This is a genomic window from Bradyrhizobium archetypum (assembly GCF_013114835.1).
Taxonomy (GTDB): Bacteria; Pseudomonadota; Alphaproteobacteria; order Rhizobiales; family Xanthobacteraceae; genus Bradyrhizobium; species Bradyrhizobium archetypum.
The window spans coordinates 302,256-320,712 of the sequence record NZ_JAAVLW010000003.1 but is presented as its reverse complement, the minus strand read 5'-3'; the positions used below and the strand labels follow the sequence as shown (position 1 = coordinate 320,712).

Sequence of the window (18,457 nt, the reverse complement as noted above, 5' to 3'; positions counted from 1 at the left end):
ATCGATGCCTCTGCACGGGGATAGATGGATTGCTTCGTCGCTACGCTCCTCGCAATGACGGCGGGAGACGAGAAACTTCCCATGACAGCCGATATCGATGCGAAGCTGATCGAACAGGGACGAAAGCTCTTTGCCGGCGAATGGAAGTTCGTCTGGGCGTCGCCCTCGATCGAAACGCTGCCGCCGATGGCGGGCATGGAAGTGGCGTTTGCCGGCCGCTCCAACGTCGGCAAATCGAGCCTGATCAATGCACTCACCGGCCGCAACGCGCTGGCGCGCACCTCGCATACGCCGGGCCGCACCCAGGAACTGATTTTCTTCGAAGGGCCTGACAAGGCCGGACTGCGGCTGGTCGACATGCCCGGCTATGGCTACGCCTCGGCGCCGAAAACCAAGGTCGCCTCCTGGACCAAGCTGATCCATCAATTCCTGCTGGGACGCGCCACGCTGGCACGGGTCTATGTGCTGATCGACGCGCGCCACGGCATCAAGGATGTCGACCAGGACGTGCTGAAGACGCTGGATAAGTCCGCCGTGAGCTACCAGGTGGTGCTGACGAAGGCGGACCAGGTTAAGGCCGCTGAGCTGCAGAACAATATCGCCGACACCACCGCCGCCCTCGCCAAGCATCCGGCGGCGTTTCCGGACGTCTTGGTGACCTCCTCGCGCACCGGAGCCGGCATGCCGGAATTGCGCGCTGCGATGGTGCGCCTGCTCGGCGAGCGCGGACAATGAACCGCGCCGGCCGCATTCTGATCGTGCTCGCCGCCATCATGGGTGCCGATGGCGTCATGCTGGCGGCCGCGTCCGCGCACGGTGCCGACGCATCACGGCTGGTCTCGGCCTCGTCGATGCTGCTGTTTCACGCCTGCGCTGCATTGGGGGCCGTCGCATTGGCCGAGCGCGGCATCGTTCATGCGAAAATCGGCATCGTTGCCGCTTTCGGCTTCGTGATTGCGGCATCCTTGTTTGCCGGCGACGTGACGCTGCGGCACTACGCGGGGCATGCGCTGTTTCCGATGGCCGCGCCGACCGGCGGAACGCTATTGATCGCAAGCTGGCTCGCGCTGGCAGTCGCGGCAGCGTGGCCGAAGCGGGGGCAAATTCCGTAGCCCGGGGCACGCGCCTCCGACTGCCACTTTGCGCCCTGCCCGCCAATCGGATAGAACCCGGCCCGACATCCGAGAAATGGCGAGACCCCGCTTCATGACCTCAGCGCAGAATATCAGCCCGCTCGATCAGGCCCGCATCCTGTCGGAAGCGCTGCCGCATATGCAGCAATATGACGACGAAACCATCGTCATTAAATATGGCGGCCACGCCATGGGCGCTGAGGACACCGCCAAGGCGTTCGCGCGCGACATCGTTCTTCTGGAGCAGACCGCGATCAATCCGGTGGTCGTGCATGGCGGCGGCCCGCAGATCGCGACCATGCTCAAGCGCCTCGGTATCCAGTCGGAATTCGCCGCCGGGCTTCGCATCACCGATGCCGCCACCATCGAAATCGTCGAGATGGTGCTGGCAGGCTCGGTGAACAAGCAACTGGTCGGCTACATCAATGAAGCCGGCGGCAAGGCCGTCGGCCTGTCCGGCAAGGACGGCAACATGGTAAAGGCGACCAAGACCTCGCGCACCATGGTCGATCCGGATTCGAACATCGAGAAGGCGATCGATCTCGGTTTCGTCGGCGATCCCGACAAGGTCGATCTCACGCTGTTGAACCAGCTGATCGGCTATGAGCTGATCCCGGTGCTGGCGCCGCTCGCGACCTCGCATGACGGCCACACGCTCAACGTCAACGCCGACACCTTTGCCGGCGCGGTGGCCGGTGCGCTCAAGGCCAAGCGGCTGCTGCTGTTGACCGACGTTCCCGGCGTGCTCGACAAATCGAAGAAGCTGATTCCGGAATTGTCGGTGAAGGACGCGCGCAAGCTGATCGCCGACGGCACGATTTCCGGCGGCATGATCCCGAAGGTCGAGACCTGCATCTATGCCCTCGAACAGGGCGTGCAGGGCGTCGTCATCATCGATGGCAAGATGCGGCACGCGGTGCTGCTCGAATTGTTCACCAATCAGGGCACCGGCACGCTGATCCACAAGTGATGAGCAAAGCGGCAACGCGCATCAAGGCCGGGCATGGCAAGCGGAGAACGAGGCCACAGCCTCGTTCCGCTCTTAGCCGCATCCTGATGTCGCTGCCGGCCGCGGCGATCACGCTGTTCGCTTCGTCCCTGCCTGCGTTCGCCGACCTGAAACTCTGCAACCGCATGAGTTACGTCGTCGAGGCCGCGATCGGCATCGACGAGAAATCGGCGACTGCGACGCGGGGCTGGTTCCGGATCGATCCGGCCGCCTGCCGCGTGGTGGCGCAGGGCGCGCTGACCGCCGACCGCATCCTTCTGAACGCGCGCGCGCTCGGCGTCTACGGCGCTTCACCAATCCCGCAGAACGGCAGCGACACGCTGTGCGTCGCGCCGGAGAATTTCGTCATCGCCGCCGCCCGCCAGTGCCGCGGCAACCAAACGCCCGCGCCGTTCACCCAGATCACCCCGACGCGGACTGACGACGGCAACCTGGTCGCCTACCTCGCCGAGGATTCCGAGTATGACGACGAGCAGGCGCGGCTGGCCGGCATTCAGCGGCTGCTGGTGATCGCGGGTTATGACGCCGCCCCGATCGACGGTGTCGACGGGCCAAAGACACAGGCCGCGCTTGCGGCATTCCTGAAGAGCCGCGGGCTCGCGGCCGACAATGTACAGTCGCCAAATTTCTTCACCACCATGATCGAGGCGGTGCAGAAGCCTTCTCCCACGGGGCTGACCTGGTGCAATGATACGCCACACAAGATCATGGCCGCAGTCGCCACCGACGATGGCAAGGCGGTGACCAGCCGCGGCTGGTACCGCATCGATCCCGGCAAGTGCCTGCATCCCGACGTGACCGGCCAGCCCAGGCAGGTCTACAGCTTTGCCGAAGCCGTCGACGGCGAAAACCGCGCCATCAAGTACCGCGACAAACCGCTGAACTGGGGCGGCCCGAAAGAGCTCTGCACGCGCGAGAGCAAGTTCGAGGTATCCGAACAGGGCGATTGCGGCACGCGGGGGCTAGCCGCGACCGGCTTTGCGCCGGTCGATATGTCGAGCGGCGGCAAGACGCTGCGGTTTGCGATGCCGTGATGGATATGCGCTCTCGCCTCACCCTTTGCCCGTCATCACCCGCGAAGGCGAGGGCGGGTGATCCAGTACTCCGTGACGCTTGTTGCCAGTTACAATGGCCGCCGCGGCGTACTGGATGCCCCGCCTTCGCGGGGCATGACACGGAGAGTGTCTCATGAAGACTTCCCGCCCCTTCACGCATATCGACACCTGGGTGTTCGATCTCGACAACACGCTGTACCCGCACCACGTCAATCTGTGGCAGCAGGTCGACGCGCGGATTGGCGAGTTCATCAGCGCCTACCTGAAAATCTCCGCGGAAGAAGCCCGGGTGATCCAGAAGGACTATTACCGCCGCTACGGCACCAGCATGCGTGGCATGATGACCGAGCACGGCGTGCGCGCCGACGACTATCTCGCCTACGTGCACCAGATCGATCACTCGCCGCTAGAGCCCAACCCGGCGATGGGGGCGGCGATCGCAAGGCTTCCAGGGCGCAAGCTGATCCTGACCAACGGCTCGACCGATCACGCCGGCGCGGTGCTGGCGCGGCTCGGCATCGGCGAGCATTTCGAGGCGGTGTTCGACATCATCGCCGCCGAACTGGAACCGAAGCCGGCGCCGCAGACCTACGACAGGTTTCTGCGCGTCCACGGCGTCGATCCTTCGAAGGCCGCGATGTTCGAGGATCTCGCCCGCAACCTCGTGGTGCCGCATCAGCTCGGCATGACGACAGTGCTGGTGGTGCCCGACGGCGCCAAGGAGGTGGTGCGCGAGGATTGGGAGCTGGAAGGCCGCGATGCCGCTTACGTCGATCATGTCACCGATGATCTGACAGGTTTTTTGGAGAGGCTCGCTCAATCAAAGTAGGTCGTCATACCCCGCGAAGGCGGGGTATCCAGTAATCACCAGCATCTCGATCAATACCAGCCGTCCTCGGCGTACGGGGTCACCCGCTGGAGCCTGTCATCGGGCGCGCGTTCGCGCGACCCGTTGGCGGGTGACGACGGGAGAGTTTGCCTTGACTCTCCCTGCCCAAATCCCGAAAAAGCCCACCACTTCGCCCGAAAGCCCCTTGAGGAAATCCCGATGTCCCTGTCCGCGCTCGAATCCACCGTCAACTCCGCCTTCGATGCCCGCGACGGCATTTCGACGTCGACCAAGGGCGAGGTTCGCGAGGCGGTCGATCATGCGCTCGAACTGCTCGACAAGGGCGAGGCACGGGTGGCCGAGCGCGAGGCCTCGGGCAAGTGGAAGGTCAATCAGTGGCTGAAGAAGGCGGTGCTGCTGTCGTTCCGCCTCAACGACATGGGCCAGATTCCCGGCGGCCCCGGCAAGGCGTCGTGGTGGGACAAGGTGCCCTCGAAGTTCGAAGGCTGGGGCGAGAACCGTTTTCGCGATGCCGGTTTCCGCGCCGTGCCGGGCGCGATCGTGCGCCGCTCGGCCTTCATCGCCCGCAACGTCGTGCTGATGCCGTCCTTCGTCAATCTCGGCGCCTATGTCGATGAGGCGACCATGATCGACACCTGGTCCACGGTCGGTAGCTGCGCGCAGATCGGCAAGCGCGTGCATATTTCCGGCGGCGTCGGCATCGGCGGCGTGCTGGAGCCGCTGCAGGCCGAACCCGTGATCGTCGAGGACGACTGCTTCATCGGCGCGCGCAGCGAAGTGGCGGAAGGTGTGATCGTGCGCAAGGGCGCGGTGCTGGCGATGGGCGTATTCCTCGGCGCCTCCACCAAGATCGTCGACCGCGAGACCGGCGAGACCTTCATCGGCGAAGTTCCGGAATATTCGGTCGTTGTGCCCGGCGCGCTGCCCGGCAAGCCGATGAAGAACGGGCAGGTAGGCCCCTCCACCGCCTGCGCGGTGATCGTCAAGCGCGTCGACGAGCGCACCCGCGCCAAGACCAGCATCAACGAGCTGCTGCGGGACTGATCGCGCCGGCGGCTGCAGCTTGCGCTGCGGGACTTCAAATCGGCGGCACTAGCCCGCCGCTGGTTTTGCGTGGTAAGCCGGGCCATGAATGACGCCGTTTCCATCGCCCGCGATCTCGTCCGCTGCCCATCCGTCACCCCCGCGGACGCCGGTGCGCTCGGCGTTCTCGAACGGCTTCTGAAAGACGCCGGCTTCGAGGTGCATCGCGTCACCTTCGGCGAACCCGGCACCGCCGACATCGATAACCTTTACGCCCGCATCGGCACCGAAGCGCCGCACATTACGTTTGCCGGCCATACCGACGTGGTGCCGCCCGGCGACGAAGCCGCGTGGACCCACGGCGCGTTCTCCGGCGACATCAAGGACGGTTTCCTGTACGGCCGCGGCGCGGTCGACATGAAGGGCGGCATCGCCTGCAGCGTTGCTGCCGTGCTCGACTATTTGAAAGACAATGGCGGCAAGCCGAAAGGGTCGATTTCGTTTCTGATCACGGGCGATGAAGAGGACGTCTCGGTCAACGGCACCATCAAGCTTCTGAAGTGGTGCGCCGAGCGCGGCGAGAAATTCGACCATTGCGTGCTCGGTGAGCCCTCCAACGTCGAGGTGCTCGGCGACTGCATCAAGATCGGCCGCCGCGGCTCACAGTCCGGCACGCTCTATGTCGACGGCGTGCAGGGCCATGTCGCCTATCCGCACCGCGCGTCGAACCCGGTGCCGGATATTTCGCGGCTGATCGTGGCGCTTTCCGACGAGCCGCTCGACCACGGCAGCGCGCAGTTCCAGGCGTCGAACCTCGAGTTCACCTCCATCGATGTCGGCAACACCGCCAGCAACGTCATCCCCGGACAGGCGCGTGCCAAATTCAACATCCGCTACAATGACAATCACACGCAGGAAAGCTTGCGCGCGCTGGTCGAGGAGCGGCTGGCAAAGGCCTGCGGCAACCGCATCCGTGCCCGCATCGTGTGGGAATATTCCAACTCCAACGTGTTCGTGACGAAGCCGGGCGCGTTCACCGATCTCGCGGTAAGCGCGATCGAGGAAGTCACCGGACGCAAGCCGGAACTCTCCACGTCAGGCGGCACCTCGGATGCGCGCTTCATCTCGAGCTACTGCCCGGTGATCGAATTCGGCCTGGTCGGCCAGACCATGCACCAGATCGACGAGCGTACACCGGTGTCGGATCTGGAAAAGCTAACGAGGATTTATCGCGGCGTGCTGGAGCGGTATTTTTCACAGACGTAGCTCTCGCCGTCATCGTCCGCCTTGTGCGCAATTGCGCACTCGGGCGGACGATCCAGTACGCCGTGACGATCTCGATTCAATCACCAAAGCCGCAGCGTACTGGATACCCCGCCTTCGCGGGGTATGACAGTGGTGGGGGCGTCAACTAATACTCCACCCGCACCAGATAGAGCCCCTCCGGCGGCGCTACGGGGCCGCAGGCGGCGCGGTTGCGGGCGGCTAGCGCGGCTGCGAGGTCGTCGCCACTCCAGCGGCCTTCGCCGACCCAGACCAGCGAGCCCACCATCGAGCGCACTTGGCTGTGCAGGAACGAGCGCGCGGAAGTGAGGATCGAAACCAGATCGCCTTCCCTGATGACATCGAGCTGGTCGAGCGTCTTCTCCGGCGACTTCGCCTGGCATTCGGTGTCGCGAAAGGTGGTGAAATCGTGCTTGCCGAGCAGCCGTTTGGCTGCGGCGTCCATCGCATCTGTATCGAGATGCCGCGGCACCCGCCAGCTTCGCTTGATGTCGAGCGCGAGGTTGGCGCGGTGGTTGGTAATGCGGTAGCGGTAGTGCCGCCGTTTGGCGGAGAAGCGCGCTTCGAAATCATCGGACACGATTTCCGCCGAGAGCACGCCGATCGGGTGCGGGCGCAAATGCGCGTTCAACCCGTCGCGCAGGCGGCCCGGCGGAAACGGTTTCTGGATATCGCAATGCGCGACCTGCCCCAGCGCGTGGACGCCGGCATCGGTGCGGCCCGAACCGTGCACCCGCACGTTTTCGCCGCTGATCGCCTTCACCGCGGCCTCCAGCGCGCCCTGCACGGTCGAGCCGTTCTCCTGGATCTGCCAGCCGGAGAACGGCGTGCCGTCATATTCGATCATGAGCTTGTAGCGGGGCATTTTTGCTCGATGTCATCGTCCGCCTTGTGCGCAATTGCGCACTTGGGGCGGACGATCCAGTACGCCGTGACGTCCATTTTATTCTCATAGGCCGCAGCGTACTGGATACCCCGCCTTCGCGGGGTATGACAGTGTTAAGAGAACCGCGCACCGGTCTTCAACGGCGTGCCGCGCAGGAAGTCTGCGGCCTTCATCCGCGCCTTGCCTTCGCGCTGCAGCTCCAGAATCCGGATCGCGCCATCGCCGCAGGCCACCGTCAGGCGATCGTCGAGTACCTCGCCCGGCGCGCCGGAACCATCGGCCGGTTCGCAGCGCAGGATCTTGATCCGCGCCGGTTCGGCTTCGGTTGCGATCTCGCACCAGGCACCGGGAAACGGTGACAGGCCGTGAATGTGCCGCAGCACCTCGCGCGCGGGCCGCTTCCAGTCGATTTTCGCCTCGGCCTTCTCGATCTTGGCGGCGTAGGTCACGCCGTCTTCGCTTTGCCTGGTCAGTTGCAATCCGCCGCGCTCGAGCCCGCCCATCGCGCGCACCATCAGATCGGCGCCGAGCGGGGCGAGCGCGTCGTGCAGATCGGCCGCCGTCATGGCGTCCGTGATCGCGAGCCGCTCGGCCATCGCGACGTCGCCGGTGTCGAGGCCGACATCCATCTTCATCACCATCACGCCGGTCTCGGCATCACCGGCCATGATGGCGCGGTTGATCGGCGCGGCGCCGCGCCAGCGCGGCAACAACGACGCATGCAGGTTGAAGCAGCCGTAGCGCGGCGCGTCGAGAATGGCTTGCGGCAGGATCATGCCGTAGGCGACCACGACCGCGGCGTCGGCATTCTGCGCCTGGAATTCGGCGAGCGCTTCCGGCGTCTTCAACGTCGCCGGCGTTAGCACGGGGATGCCAAGCCGCCGCGCTTCCTGCTCGACCGGCGTCGGCTGCAAGTGCAGGCCGCGGCGGCCGCCAGGCTTCGGCGCGCGGGTGTAGACGGCCACGACCTCATGGCCGTGAGCCACGAGTTCGAGCAGCGTCGGCACGGCGAAATCAGGCGTGCCCATGAAGACCAGGCGAAGCGGCATGAAATTGGAATTATCCCGAGGCGTTCGATCTTACTCCGTCATGCCCGGGCCTGTCGCGGGCATCCACGTCTTTCTTCCTTGCTGAACCAAAGACGTGGATGGCCGGGACAAGCCCGGCCATGACGGGCTGAGGGAGTGGCGGGCCTACCCCGCCGCGCGCTTGGCAGCTTTCATAAACTTCTTCATCACGCGGTCGCGCTTCAGCTTCGAAAGATAGTCGACGAACAGCACGCCGTTGAGGTGGTCGATCTCGTGCTGGATGCAGGTGGCGAACAGCCCGTCGGCGTCTTCCTCGTGCACCTTGCCGTCGAGATCGGTGAAGCGGATGCGCACCCGCGCCGGGCGCTCGACCTCCTCGTAATATTCGGGAATCGAGAGACAGCCCTCCTCATAGACCGACAGTTCCTCGGACGCGGAAATGATTTCCGGATTGATGAACACCCGCGGCTTCGGCTTGGTCTCGCCGTTCTCGTCCTTCTTGGCGAGGTCCATGGTGATCAGCCGCAGCGGCTCTGCGACCTGGATCGCCGCGAGCCCAATGCCGGGCGCGTCGTACATGGTCTCGAACATGTCGTCGGCGAGCTTGCGGATCTCCGTCGTCACCTTTTCGACGGGCTTGGAGACGAGCCGCAACTGCTTGTCCGGCAGGATGATGATTTCTCTGATGGCCATGATTTTTCTCTGGCGCGGGATTTAAGCCGCTGATTTGCGGGGGTCAATGTGCCGGGCCTGCCGTTAACGCGGCCTTAACCATGATTTTTAAGGCGGCGCTAACTATGAAAATTAACCCGTCGTTCACCATGAATGTTCCCTCTTCGTTCGCGCAAGGCGGCGAATCGGGCTACAAGGCTGACATGAACGAAATTCTCTTCATTGTCGGCGACCTGCCGATTCATACCGGCGAAGCCCTGGCGGGGTTCGGCGCGCTCGTGCTGGTCCTGCTGCTGGCGATTGCGATCATCATCGCCCGCTCCGGCCGCCGCGGCGCGGCACTGGCGATGGCGCAGGCGATCCGGGCCGACGAGTTGGAGGAGCGCCTGAGCGAAATGCTGCGGGCGCAGAGCGAATCGACCGGCCGCGTCGACGCCATGGCGCAATCGCTGGCCGGCCGCCAGGCCGAGATGGCGCGCGCGGTCAACGAACGGCTGGATTCGGTGACGCACCGCGTCGGCCAGTCGATGGAAGCGACCACGCGCCACACCATGGATAGTCTGCGCGTGCTGCACGAGCGGCTCGGCATCATCGACAGCGCGCACAAGAATCTCACCGACCTGACGTCGCAAGTGACGACGCTGCGCGACGTGCTCGCCAACAAGCAGTCGCGCGGCGCCTTCGGCCAGGCGCGGATGGAGGCGATCGTGCAGGACGGCCTGCCGCAGGGCTCGTACGAGTTCCAATACACGCTCTCATCAGGCAAGCGGCCGGACTGCGTCGTGTTCCTGCCCGACCAGCGGCCGCTGTGCATCGATGCGAAATTCCCACTGGAGGCGATGACCGCGCTGCACGACGCGCGCACCGACGAGGAGCGCAAATTCGCCAGCCAGCGCCTGCGCAACGACGTGATGAAGCACGTCAGCGACATCGCCGAGAAATACCTGATCACCGGCGAGACCCAGGATACCGCGCTGATGTTCGTGCCATCGGAATCGGTCTATGCCGAAATCCACGACGGTTTCGACGACGTGATCCAGAAGGCCTACCGCGCCCGCGTCGTGCTGGTATCGCCTTCGCTTCTGATGCTGGCGATCCAAGTGATGCAGCAGATCCTCAAAGACGCGCGGATGCGCGATGCCGCCGACCAGATCCGCACCGAAGTGCTCAACCTCGGCGACGATCTCGGCCGCCTGCGCGAGCGCGTGCTCAAGCTGCAGAAGCATTTTTCCGACGTGAACGAGGATGTCCGGCAGATCCTGATCTCGGCCGACAAGATCGAAAAACGCGCCGGCCGCATCGAGGAACTCGATTTCAGCAAGGCTGATGCACCCGCGGAGGCGCCCCGCGTCGTCAAGGGTGGAACAGCCGAGCTGTTCCCCGTGCCCCGCAAGCTGCAGGCGGGGGAGTAAGTGACTTGCCCGGCCGAAGCCACATATTAGCCTGTCATTGACCGGGCGACCCAGTATCCCACGGCAATTGGGAACGCGTAACTATTACGTCTACATCCTGGCCAGCCGCGTCGGCGGAACGCTCTACATCGGCGTGACAAATGATTTGGTGCGACGCGTTGGCGAGCACAAGTTGAAGCTCGCCGAGGGTTTCACCAAAAAGCATGAGGTGAGCCGGCTCGTCTATTTCGAAGCCTTCGATCAGATCGAATTTGCCATCCAGCGCGAAAAACGGCTCAAGAAATGGCCACGCGCCGGGAAGATATCGCTGATTGAGAAACAAAATCCAGACTGGATTGATCTTTACCCTGAGATTGCCGGGGGCGGCGGATAGGCCTCTGGAATACTGGGTCGCCCGGTCAAGCCGGGCGATGACAGTCTTTTTTGTGGCCGAATCTCTGCTAACACCCCTGCATGACCGCACCAGAAGCTATCTCCGCGTCCGAGAAGGCTCCCGCCCCAACCTGGCGCGAGGCTTGGGCCGTCTATCTGCAGCCGCGCGTGCTGATCGTGCTGCTGCTCGGTTTTTCGTCCGGGCTGCCACTGGCGCTGTCTGGATCGACGCTCCTGGTGTGGATGCGCGAATCCGGCGTCGATCTCGGAACCATTGGGCTGTTCGCGCTGGTCGGCACGCCCTACACGCTGAAATTTGCCTGGGCGCCGCTGGTCGATGCGCTGCATGTGCCGATCTTCACCCGCGCCTTTGGCCGCCGCCGCGGCTGGCTGGTGTTTTCGCAACTGCTGCTGGTCGGCGCGATCCTGCTATTGGCGCTGACCGATCCGGCACGCGCGCCGCTATTCGTCGCACTCGGCGCGCTGCTGGTCGCGACGATGTCGTCGACCCAGGACATTGTGGTCGATGCATTTCGTGTCGAAAGCCTGCCCGAGAGCGAGCAGGCCGCCGGCATGGCCTCCTACGTCGCGGCCTATCGCATCGGCATGCTGGTCTCGACCGCGGGCGTGCTGTTCCTCGTAAGTGCGTTCGAGAGCACCGGCATCGGGCGCAATGCAGCGTGGATGTGGGGCTATGTTGCCATGGCTGCGCTGGTGCTGATCGGCACCGTCACGGCCCTGGCCGCCACCGAGCCGGAGCAATCGGTGCGCGCGGAGGCCAAGACCCGCGACGAGGCTGCATTCTCGCGCGTCATGCATGCAGCGATTGGGGCGTTCTCCGAATTTCTCGCCCGCAAGCATGCCTTGACGGCGCTGGCTTTCGTGGTGCTGTTCAAACTCACCGACGCGTTTTCCGGCACCATGACCGCGCCGTTCGTAATCGACCTCGGCTTCACCCGCAACGATTACGCCGCCATCGTCAAGGGCGTCGGTCTCGCTGCGACCCTGATCGGCGGCTTTGCCGGCGGCTATGTGGCGCGGCGCTATTCGCTGGTCGCAAGCCTGTGGATCGGCGGCGTGCTGCAGGCGATCTCCAATCTGGTGTTCGCATGGCTCGCCTTTGTCGGTACCAATCAATGGGCGCTGGCCGTAGCCATCTCGGCAGAAAACTTCACCGGAGCGATCGGCACCGTGATCTTCGTCGCCTATCTCTCGGCGCTGTGTCAGAACCCGCTGCATACCGCGACCCAATATGCGCTGCTCACCGCGCTGGCTGCCGTCGGGCGCACCTACCTGTCCTCGGGCGCGGGCTATGTGGCGGAGGCGACGGGCTGGCCGCTGTTCTTCGTGATCTCGGTCGTCGTCGCAGTGCCGAGCCTGATCCTGCTGGCCTGGCTGCAGCGGCGCGGGCATTTTGCGGCGGTAGGGCCGGTGAAGGTTTAGCTGCTCAGCGGCATCAGGGAACACAAATCGTCATCACCAGCGAAAGCGGGTGATCCAGTATTCCAGGCAGTTGCGATAGAATCGAGAGAGCGCGGCGTACTGGATTGCCCGGTCAGGCCGGGCGACGACAGCGGTATGTGTGGCAGTGACGGCAGCAACTCAATGCTTCGTCACCACGCTCCACTTGGTGATGACGGCTTCGCTGATCTGCCCGGCGTCCTGCGCGCAGGCGACCTCGTCGACCTTTACAGAAATCTCCTTGCCGATGAAATTTTTCAGTTGCGCGGCCTGGGCATCGCTGTTGGTGACGAGCTGGAACGTCTCCGGGCCGGTTTCGAGATTGCAGAGCCCGTTCGGCGGCGGCAGGCGGCGCGGCTCGCTGGTGATCTGGTATGTCGCGGCGTGCTTGCCCTTCTTGCCACCCTTCATGGCGTTGAGTTCGCCTGACAGCACGTCGCCGGCCTTGATCGGCTTGCCCGGCTTCGGCGCAGGCTCGCCCTGCTGCGCCCATGCGGCAGGCGCGACCAGGGCTGCGGCGATGATGACCGCAAAGCGGGAGCGTTTGCCGAATCGTGGTTTCGTCATGTCGATCAGTTCCGTATGTGCGGGTTAGAACAGCGTCCGCTGCCGCATCGCAGCCGATAGCGTACCTTCGTCGAGATAATCAAGCTCACCGCCGACCGGCACGCCGTGGGCGAGCCGGGTGACCTTGACGTTGGCGTCCTGCAGAAGATCGGTGATGTAATGCGCGGTGGTCTGGCCATCAACCGTTGCGTTGAGCGCGAGAACGATTTCGCTGACTTGCGATTCGTGCGCACGCGCCACCAGCGCGTCGATGGTCAGATCCTGCGGACCGACGCCATCGAGTGGCGACAATGTGGCGCCAAGCACGTGATAGCGCCCATTGGTCGCATTGGCCCGCTCCAGCGCCCAGAGATCGGCGACGTCGGCGACCACGACGATGGTCGAGGGATCGCGCCTGGGATCGGTGCACACCGTGCAGGGATTTTGCGTATCAATATTGCCGCAGGTCCTGCAGACCTGGATCCGCTCGATCGCCACCTGCAGCGCGCCGGCGAGCGGCGTCATCAAAGCTTCGCGCTTCTTGATCAGATGCAGCGCCGCGCGCCGCGCCGAACGCGGGCCTAACCCAGGCAGGCGTGCCAGAAGCTGGATCAGGCGTTCGATTTCGGGGCCGGCAACGCTTGCTGCCATTTCAGGTAAGACCAAGAAGCCCGGGCGGCAGGCCGAGCCCGCCGGTCAGCGCCTGCATTTTTTCCATCGCCGCGGTTTCCGCCTTGCGCCGTGCGTCGTTATGCGCCGTCACCAGGAGGTCCTCGAGCACTTCGCGCTCCTCGGCCTTCATCAGCGACGGATCGATCTTGACGCCCCTCACTTCCATCTTGGCGGTCATGCGCACGGCGACCAGCCCGCCGCCGGAAATGCCCTCGACCTCGAGATTGCCGAGCTCTTCCTGCATCGCCTGCATCTTGGATTGCAGTTGCGCGGCCTGCTTCATCATGCCGAGAAAATCAGCCATTCATCCGTCCTCTCGAGAGTCCGATCAGTCGTCGTCGCCGTCGGAAGTCTCGTTCAAGTCATCAGCGATAATATTGGATTCCGGCGGCTCGGCGGCAAGCCGGCGCACCTCGATCACCTTGGCGCCGGGAAATCGCGCCAGCACCTCCTGCACGCGCGGATCGGCCTCCGCGGCGCGGGCGTGCTCGTTCCGCGCCTGCTCATTCTGCGAGCGCAGCGTCGGCTGGCCGGCCTCGTTGGAGACGACCACGGTCCAGCGCCGCCCGGTCCACAGTTCCAGCTTGCGGGAGAGCTCGTTGACCAGCCCCCGCGCGGCATTGCGCTCCAGCGCCACCTCCAGCCGCCCGTCCTCGAAACGAACAAGCCGCACATCGGCTTCCAGCGCCGCCTTGGTCAGAAGGTCGCGCTTTTCGCCGGCGAGCGCCACCAGTTGCGGAAAGCTTTTGATCCGCAAGATCGGCGCGGACTCCGTTTGCGCCGACGGCGCCATTTGCGGGCGCGCCGACGCTTCCGCACCGGAGCGGGGCGCGGCAGGCGTCCGCATCGGCGAAGCTGGCATCGAAGACGGCCCGGGCATCGACGACATGGTCGGGGCCGGTGCCGCGCGTGACGCGACCGCGCTGCCGGATGCGATCTGCATTCCGCCGCCGTTCTGATCGAGCATCCGGATCGCTTCGTCCGGCGTCGGCAGTTCGGCGACGTAGGCAATGCGGACCAGCACCATTTCCGCCGCCGCCGCCGGCCGGGTCGCGGTCTGCACCTCGGCAATGCCCTTCAGCAGCATCTGCCACATCCGGGACAGCACCCGCATCGACAGCTTGGCGGCGAATTCGCGGGCGCGCACGCGCTCGGTTTCACCGAACGCGACATTGTCGGCGGTCGCCGGGACGATTTTCACCCGGGTGACGAAATTGACGAATTCGGCGAGGTCGGACAACACTACGACCGGATCGGCGCCGACGTCATATTGCGAGCGGAATTCGCCGAAGGCGCAGGCAATATCGCCGCGCGCCAGATGCTCGAACAGGTCGATCACCCGGGTGCGGTCGGCGAGCCCCAGCATCTGCCGCACCGCATCGGCGCGCACGGGACCTGCGGCATGGGCAATCGCCTGGTCGAACAGCGACAGCGAATCGCGCACCGAGCCTTCGGCGGCGCGGGCGATGATGCCGAGTGCCTCGGGCTCGACCTCGACGCCTTCCCTTTTGGCGATATTGGAGAGATGGCCCATCAGCACGTCGGCCTCGACCCGGCGCAGGTCGAAACGCTGACAGCGCGACAGCACCGTGACCGGAACTTTGCGGATTTCGGTGGTGGCGAAGACGAATTTGGCGTGCTCGGGCGGCTCCTCCAGCGTCTTCAGGAAGGCGTTGAACGCCGCCGTCGACAGCATGTGGACTTCGTCGATGATGTAGACCTTGTAGCGGGCACTCGCCGGCGCATAGCGCACGCTGTCATTGATCTGGCGGACGTCGTCGACGCCGGTATGGGACGCGGCGTCCATTTCCAGCACGTCCATGTGCCGGCTTTCCATGATCGCCTGGCAGTGCACGCCAAGATCCGGCATGTGGATGGTCGGCCCCTTCACCGACCCGTCTGGCTTCTCGTAGTTAAGCGCGCGGGCGAGAATCCGCGCCGTGGTGGTTTTGCCGACGCCGCGCACCCCGGTCAGGATCCAGGCTTGCGGAATGCGCCCGGTTTCGAATGCATTCGAAACGGTGCGGACCATCGCCTCCTGGCCGATCAGGTCGTCAAAGCTGGAGGGGCGGTATTTGCGTGCCAGCACCCGGTAAGGCTTGGCGGCCTCGTTGCCGAGCCCCAAACCGCCCTGGCCTTCTGAATTGTCGGGGGGAGCGCCAGCATCACTCATCGGTCGATCCGCAATTGACTATCTCTCGGGGCCGGCTTGCGGATAGGAACGAAGGTCAAGCGCAGGGCGGCGGACCGGCCGTTTCCCTGCGCGATTCGCTCGAAAACAGGTAGGAGACTGACGAGCGACCCGATCCGGACCTCGTTAGGGCTGCTTCCTTCCGGACCTGACCCGGTTGGCGAGTGGCTCGTCCACCGCCAATCTCCCGGTCCCTATTTGGGGCCAAAAGCCCCGGAAAGCAAGCGGGGTTAGTGGGTGTCATGCGCCCGGAACTACCCTCCATCGTCATGGCCGGGCTTGACCCGGCCATCCACGTCTTGCTTCCTCTAGCCCAGCGCAAAAAGACGTGGATGCCCGCGACAAGCCCGGGCATGACGGGTGATGGTTGCAGGGCCGCCCTCTGCAAGGCTACTTCAAGGATCAAAGACCTCTGATGCCGTCTGACGCCTGGTCGCTGCACTCCCAGCTCAAAAAAGACACCATCGACATCGGCGACCTGCCGCTGTGCAAGGTGCTGGTGATCAAGGACGCGCATTACCCGTGGCTGCTGCTGGTGCCGCGCCGAGAGGGTGCGGTCGAAATCATCGATCTCGGCGATGTCGAGCAGGCGCAATTGATGACCGAAATCTCCCGGGTTTCGCGGGCGCTCAAAGAGATCACCAAATGCGACAAGCTGAATGTCGCGGCGCTCGGCAATCTGGTACCGCAACTGCATGTCCATATCATCGCGCGGCGCACGGGCGATGCGGCCTGGCCGCGCCCGGTCTGGGGCGTGATGCCGCCGCTGGCGCACGACGCCGAGGAAGTTCAGAATTTCATCAACGCACTTCGCCGCAAGATCTGGTTGGGTTGAACAGATGTCCGCATTCGACAAGTATCCGCTCGGGAAGCCCGCTTTCGTTACCCATACTCTGGATCGCGCTGCGCATCTGCGCACCAATGACGAGAAACTGTTCGCGCTGGAGAACCAGCGCAACGCTAGCGCCTATGTGATCTACCGCGACTCGCTGCTGGTGAAGCAGGAGGCCGATGGGCCGCGCGTGCTGCTCGGCGTTGAAGAGGCCGTCAAGCTCGGCGCCAATCCCGGCACGGTTTTTTTGGGCCTGCGCGACGGCGCGCCCATCTTCGGCATGGGTATTTCGGCTGCGGCCGTGGAGAAGCTGATGCCCCGCGACGACGTCGCGGTGACCGAGCTGCGCGGCATGGCGATGCAGGGCACGGTGCCGCCGGAACAGCTCTCCGCGATCGCCATGGCGAAATCGATGGTGACTTGGCACCAGCGCCACGGCTACTGCGCCAATTGCGGCACCCGCACCGCGATGAAGGACGGTGGCTGGAAGCGCGAATGTCCGAGCTGCAAGGCCGAGCATTTTCCGCGCACCGATCCGGTCGTGATCATGCTGGTTACCCATGGTGATCGATGCCTGCTTGGCCGGCAGAAGCAGTTCATGCCCGGGATGTGGTCGTGCCTTGCCGGCTTCGTGGAGGCCGCCGAGACCATCGAGGACGCAGTCTGCCGGGAGATTTTCGAGGAATCCGGCATCCGCTGCACCGATGTGAGCTACTACATGACGCAGCCATGGCCCTATCCGTCATCGTTGATGATCGGATGCTCGGCGCGCGCGCTCAACGAGGATATCGTGGTGGACCGTGCCGAGCTCGAGGACGCGCGCTGGTTCAGCCGCGACGAGGTCGCACTGATGCATCGGCGCGAGCATCCTGACGGCCTGTTTGCGGCGCATCCGTTTGCAATCGCGCACCATCTGATCGGGCGTTGGGTGCATGGGGACAAAGACACTGCCGCATAGCGGGAACGGTCCATGGGTCAGTCGATTAACTCCGGATCTTGGTTCCGGCTGATGGCGGAACTGGCATGACGGATTCTCCCATGAACTTTCAGGACAAAGCGCCCAAGATCCCGCCGCGGATTCTCTGCATCGGCATGCCGGTGCGCGACCTCACCTTTCATACGCCGGCTGTTCCCGGGCGGGGCTCTAAGGAGAATGCCACCGCCTTCGACGAAATCTGCGGCGGCAACGCGCTCAACGGCGCGATCGGTATCGTTCGGCTCGGCGGCCGCGCCTCGATCTGCGGGCCGATGGGCGATGCCAAGGAAACGTCGAGCCGCTTCATCTTCGAGCAGATGGCGCATGAGAGCATCGAAACGAAGCATCTCATCCAAATGCCGGGGCTGGTGACGCCGATCTCGGCGGTGATGATCGATCCTTCCGGCGAGCGCACCATCGTAACCTTCCGTGACCCGAAACTCTGGCATGTGAAGTTACCCGACTTCGACACGCTGCTGGACGATTGCGCGGCTATTCTCACCGAGAGCCGCTGCGCCGAATTCTGCACCGAGCTTTGCGCCGAGGCCGTCCGGCGCGGCATTCCCGTGATCGTCGACGTCGATCGCGCCATGTCACTGCGCGAGGGCCTGTTGAACGCTTCCACGCATCTGGTGTTCTCAAGCGAGCCGCTGCAGGAAACCGCCGATGTTACCGACGACGCCCAGGCGCTGAGGAAAATCGCCAAGCTGACCCCGTCGTTCCTGGCGGGGACGCGCGGCCCCCGGGGCACGATCTGGCTCGACGAGAGCGGGAACATCCAGGAAACCCCTGCCTTCCCGGTGCATACGGTGGACACCCTCGGCGCCGGCGACGTGTTCCATGGGGCGTTTGCGCTGGCCATCACCGAGAAGCAGGAGTTGCGGCAGGCGCTTCGATTCGCCTCGGCCGCCGCCGCGCTGAAATGCACCCGCTTCGGTGGGGCTTTCGCAGCCCCGCGACGTGCTGAAGTTGAAGAGTTTTTGAGCCATGGCCAGGTTAGCGACCGGGCGCACACTGGCCGATAAGCGGGCTTGCCATAGAAGATTTTTCTATAT

General features: G+C 64.3%; 20 protein-coding genes and 1 other RNA gene. 13 read left to right on the top strand and 8 right to left on the bottom strand.

Features of this window, described 5'->3' with window-relative positions; translation table 11 throughout:
• Nucleotides 1–81: 81 nt before the first annotated feature.
• The 7 genes from yihA (at nt 82) to dapE (ending at nt 6,336) form a co-directional block, all read left to right on the top strand.
• On the top strand, nt 82–735 hold the full coding sequence (gene yihA, locus HCN50_RS10140) for a ribosome biogenesis GTP-binding protein YihA/YsxC (RefSeq protein WP_171709501.1): 654 nt from the start codon (nt 82–84) through the stop codon (nt 733–735).
• On the top strand, nt 732–1,112 hold the full coding sequence (locus HCN50_RS10135) for a DUF423 domain-containing protein (protein WP_171709500.1): 381 nt from the start codon (nt 732–734) through the stop codon (nt 1,110–1,112). Before yihA ends, HCN50_RS10135 begins: the two co-directional genes overlap by 4 nt.
• Nucleotides 1,113–1,206: 94 nt before the next feature.
• Entirely contained in the window at nt 1,207–2,103 is an 897-nt protein-coding gene (gene argB, locus HCN50_RS10130) for an acetylglutamate kinase (RefSeq protein ID WP_171709499.1), read from the top strand.
• An 86-nt stretch (nt 2,104–2,189) separates the two neighbouring features.
• Entirely contained in the window at nt 2,190–3,176 is a 987-nt protein-coding gene (locus tag HCN50_RS10125; protein ID WP_171709975.1) for a DUF1036 domain-containing protein, read from the top strand.
• Nucleotides 3,177–3,330: 154 nt separating this feature from the next.
• Complete coding sequence (locus HCN50_RS10120) at nt 3,331–4,026, top strand: pyrimidine 5'-nucleotidase (protein ID WP_171709498.1); 696 nt, start codon at nt 3,331–3,333, stop codon at nt 4,024–4,026.
• Between the two features lie 219 nt (nt 4,027–4,245).
• Nucleotides 4,246–5,091, top strand: a complete 846-nt coding sequence (dapD, locus tag HCN50_RS10115; protein WP_171709497.1) for a 2,3,4,5-tetrahydropyridine-2,6-dicarboxylate N-succinyltransferase — start codon at nt 4,246–4,248, stop codon at nt 5,089–5,091.
• An 84-nt stretch (nt 5,092–5,175) separates the two neighbouring features.
• Nucleotides 5,176–6,336 (top strand): succinyl-diaminopimelate desuccinylase, encoded by a 1,161-nt coding sequence (dapE, locus tag HCN50_RS10110; RefSeq protein WP_171709496.1) that lies wholly within the window; start codon nt 5,176–5,178, stop codon nt 6,334–6,336.
• A 145-nt stretch (nt 6,337–6,481) separates the two neighbouring features.
• Here dapE and truA read toward each other — a convergent pair whose 3' ends face one another.
• The 3 genes from truA to def form a co-directional block, all read right to left on the bottom strand.
• Nucleotides 6,482–7,219 (bottom strand): tRNA pseudouridine(38-40) synthase TruA, encoded by a 738-nt coding sequence (gene truA, locus HCN50_RS10105; protein ID WP_171709495.1) that lies wholly within the window; start codon nt 7,217–7,219, stop codon nt 6,482–6,484.
• A 134-nt stretch (nt 7,220–7,353) separates the two neighbouring features.
• Nucleotides 7,354–8,289, bottom strand: coding sequence for a methionyl-tRNA formyltransferase (gene fmt, locus HCN50_RS10100; RefSeq protein WP_171709494.1), 936 nt, complete (start codon nt 8,287–8,289; stop codon nt 7,354–7,356).
• A gap of 144 nt (nt 8,290–8,433) precedes the next feature.
• Nucleotides 8,434–8,961 carry a peptide deformylase gene (gene def / locus HCN50_RS10095; RefSeq protein WP_171709493.1) on the bottom strand — a complete coding sequence of 176 codons (528 nt, stop codon included), beginning with the start codon at nt 8,959–8,961 and terminating at the stop codon, nt 8,434–8,436.
• A gap of 182 nt (nt 8,962–9,143) precedes the next feature.
• Here def and HCN50_RS10090 point away from each other — a divergent pair, with 182 nt between their 5' ends.
• From HCN50_RS10090 to HCN50_RS10080, 3 genes are all read left to right on the top strand, one after another.
• Nucleotides 9,144–10,352, top strand: coding sequence for a DNA recombination protein RmuC (locus HCN50_RS10090; protein WP_171709974.1), 1,209 nt, complete (start codon nt 9,144–9,146; stop codon nt 10,350–10,352).
• A 67-nt stretch (nt 10,353–10,419) separates the two neighbouring features.
• Nucleotides 10,420–10,725, top strand: a complete 306-nt coding sequence (locus HCN50_RS10085) for a GIY-YIG nuclease family protein (protein ID WP_171709492.1) — start codon at nt 10,420–10,422, stop codon at nt 10,723–10,725.
• An 80-nt stretch (nt 10,726–10,805) separates the two neighbouring features.
• Nucleotides 10,806–12,167: an AmpG family muropeptide MFS transporter gene (locus HCN50_RS10080; protein WP_171709491.1), complete on the top strand. Its 1,362-nt coding sequence runs from the start codon at nt 10,806–10,808 to the stop codon at nt 12,165–12,167.
• Nucleotides 12,168–12,326: 159 nt separating this feature from the next.
• Here HCN50_RS10080 and HCN50_RS10075 read toward each other — a convergent pair whose 3' ends face one another.
• From HCN50_RS10075 to ffs, 5 genes are all read right to left on the bottom strand, one after another.
• Nucleotides 12,327–12,752: a hypothetical protein gene (locus tag HCN50_RS10075; protein ID WP_171709490.1), complete on the bottom strand. Its 426-nt coding sequence runs from the start codon at nt 12,750–12,752 to the stop codon at nt 12,327–12,329.
• A gap of 24 nt (nt 12,753–12,776) precedes the next feature.
• Nucleotides 12,777–13,382, bottom strand: coding sequence for a recombination mediator RecR (gene recR, locus HCN50_RS10070; protein ID WP_171709489.1), 606 nt, complete (start codon nt 13,380–13,382; stop codon nt 12,777–12,779).
• A 1-nt stretch (nt 13,383) separates the two neighbouring features.
• A complete protein-coding gene (locus HCN50_RS10065) occupies nt 13,384–13,707 on the bottom strand; it encodes a YbaB/EbfC family nucleoid-associated protein (protein WP_171709488.1) in 324 nt (107 codons plus the stop codon).
• A 24-nt stretch (nt 13,708–13,731) separates the two neighbouring features.
• On the bottom strand, nt 13,732–15,576 hold the full coding sequence (locus HCN50_RS10060; protein WP_171709487.1) for a DNA polymerase III subunit gamma/tau: 1,845 nt from the start codon (nt 15,574–15,576) through the stop codon (nt 13,732–13,734).
• Between the two features lie 109 nt (nt 15,577–15,685).
• Nucleotides 15,686–15,782: signal recognition particle sRNA small type (gene ffs / locus HCN50_RS10055), an RNA gene on the bottom strand.
• 227 nt (nt 15,783–16,009) lie between these two features.
• Here ffs and HCN50_RS10050 point away from each other — a divergent pair.
• The 3 genes from HCN50_RS10050 to HCN50_RS10040 all read left to right on the top strand — a co-directional run bounded on the left by HCN50_RS10050 (nt 16,010) and on the right by HCN50_RS10040 (nt 18,427).
• Entirely contained in the window at nt 16,010–16,429 is a 420-nt protein-coding gene (locus tag HCN50_RS10050; RefSeq protein WP_171709486.1) for an HIT domain-containing protein, read from the top strand.
• 4 nt (nt 16,430–16,433) lie between these two features.
• On the top strand, nt 16,434–17,384 hold the full coding sequence (gene nudC / locus HCN50_RS10045; protein WP_171709485.1) for an NAD(+) diphosphatase: 951 nt from the start codon (nt 16,434–16,436) through the stop codon (nt 17,382–17,384).
• A gap of 80 nt (nt 17,385–17,464) precedes the next feature.
• The gene (locus HCN50_RS10040) at nt 17,465–18,427 is read left to right on the top strand and encodes a sugar kinase (protein ID WP_171709484.1); all 963 of its coding nucleotides are present in this window, start codon (nt 17,465–17,467) and stop codon (nt 18,425–18,427) included.
• Nucleotides 18,428–18,457: the final 30 nt, after the last annotated feature.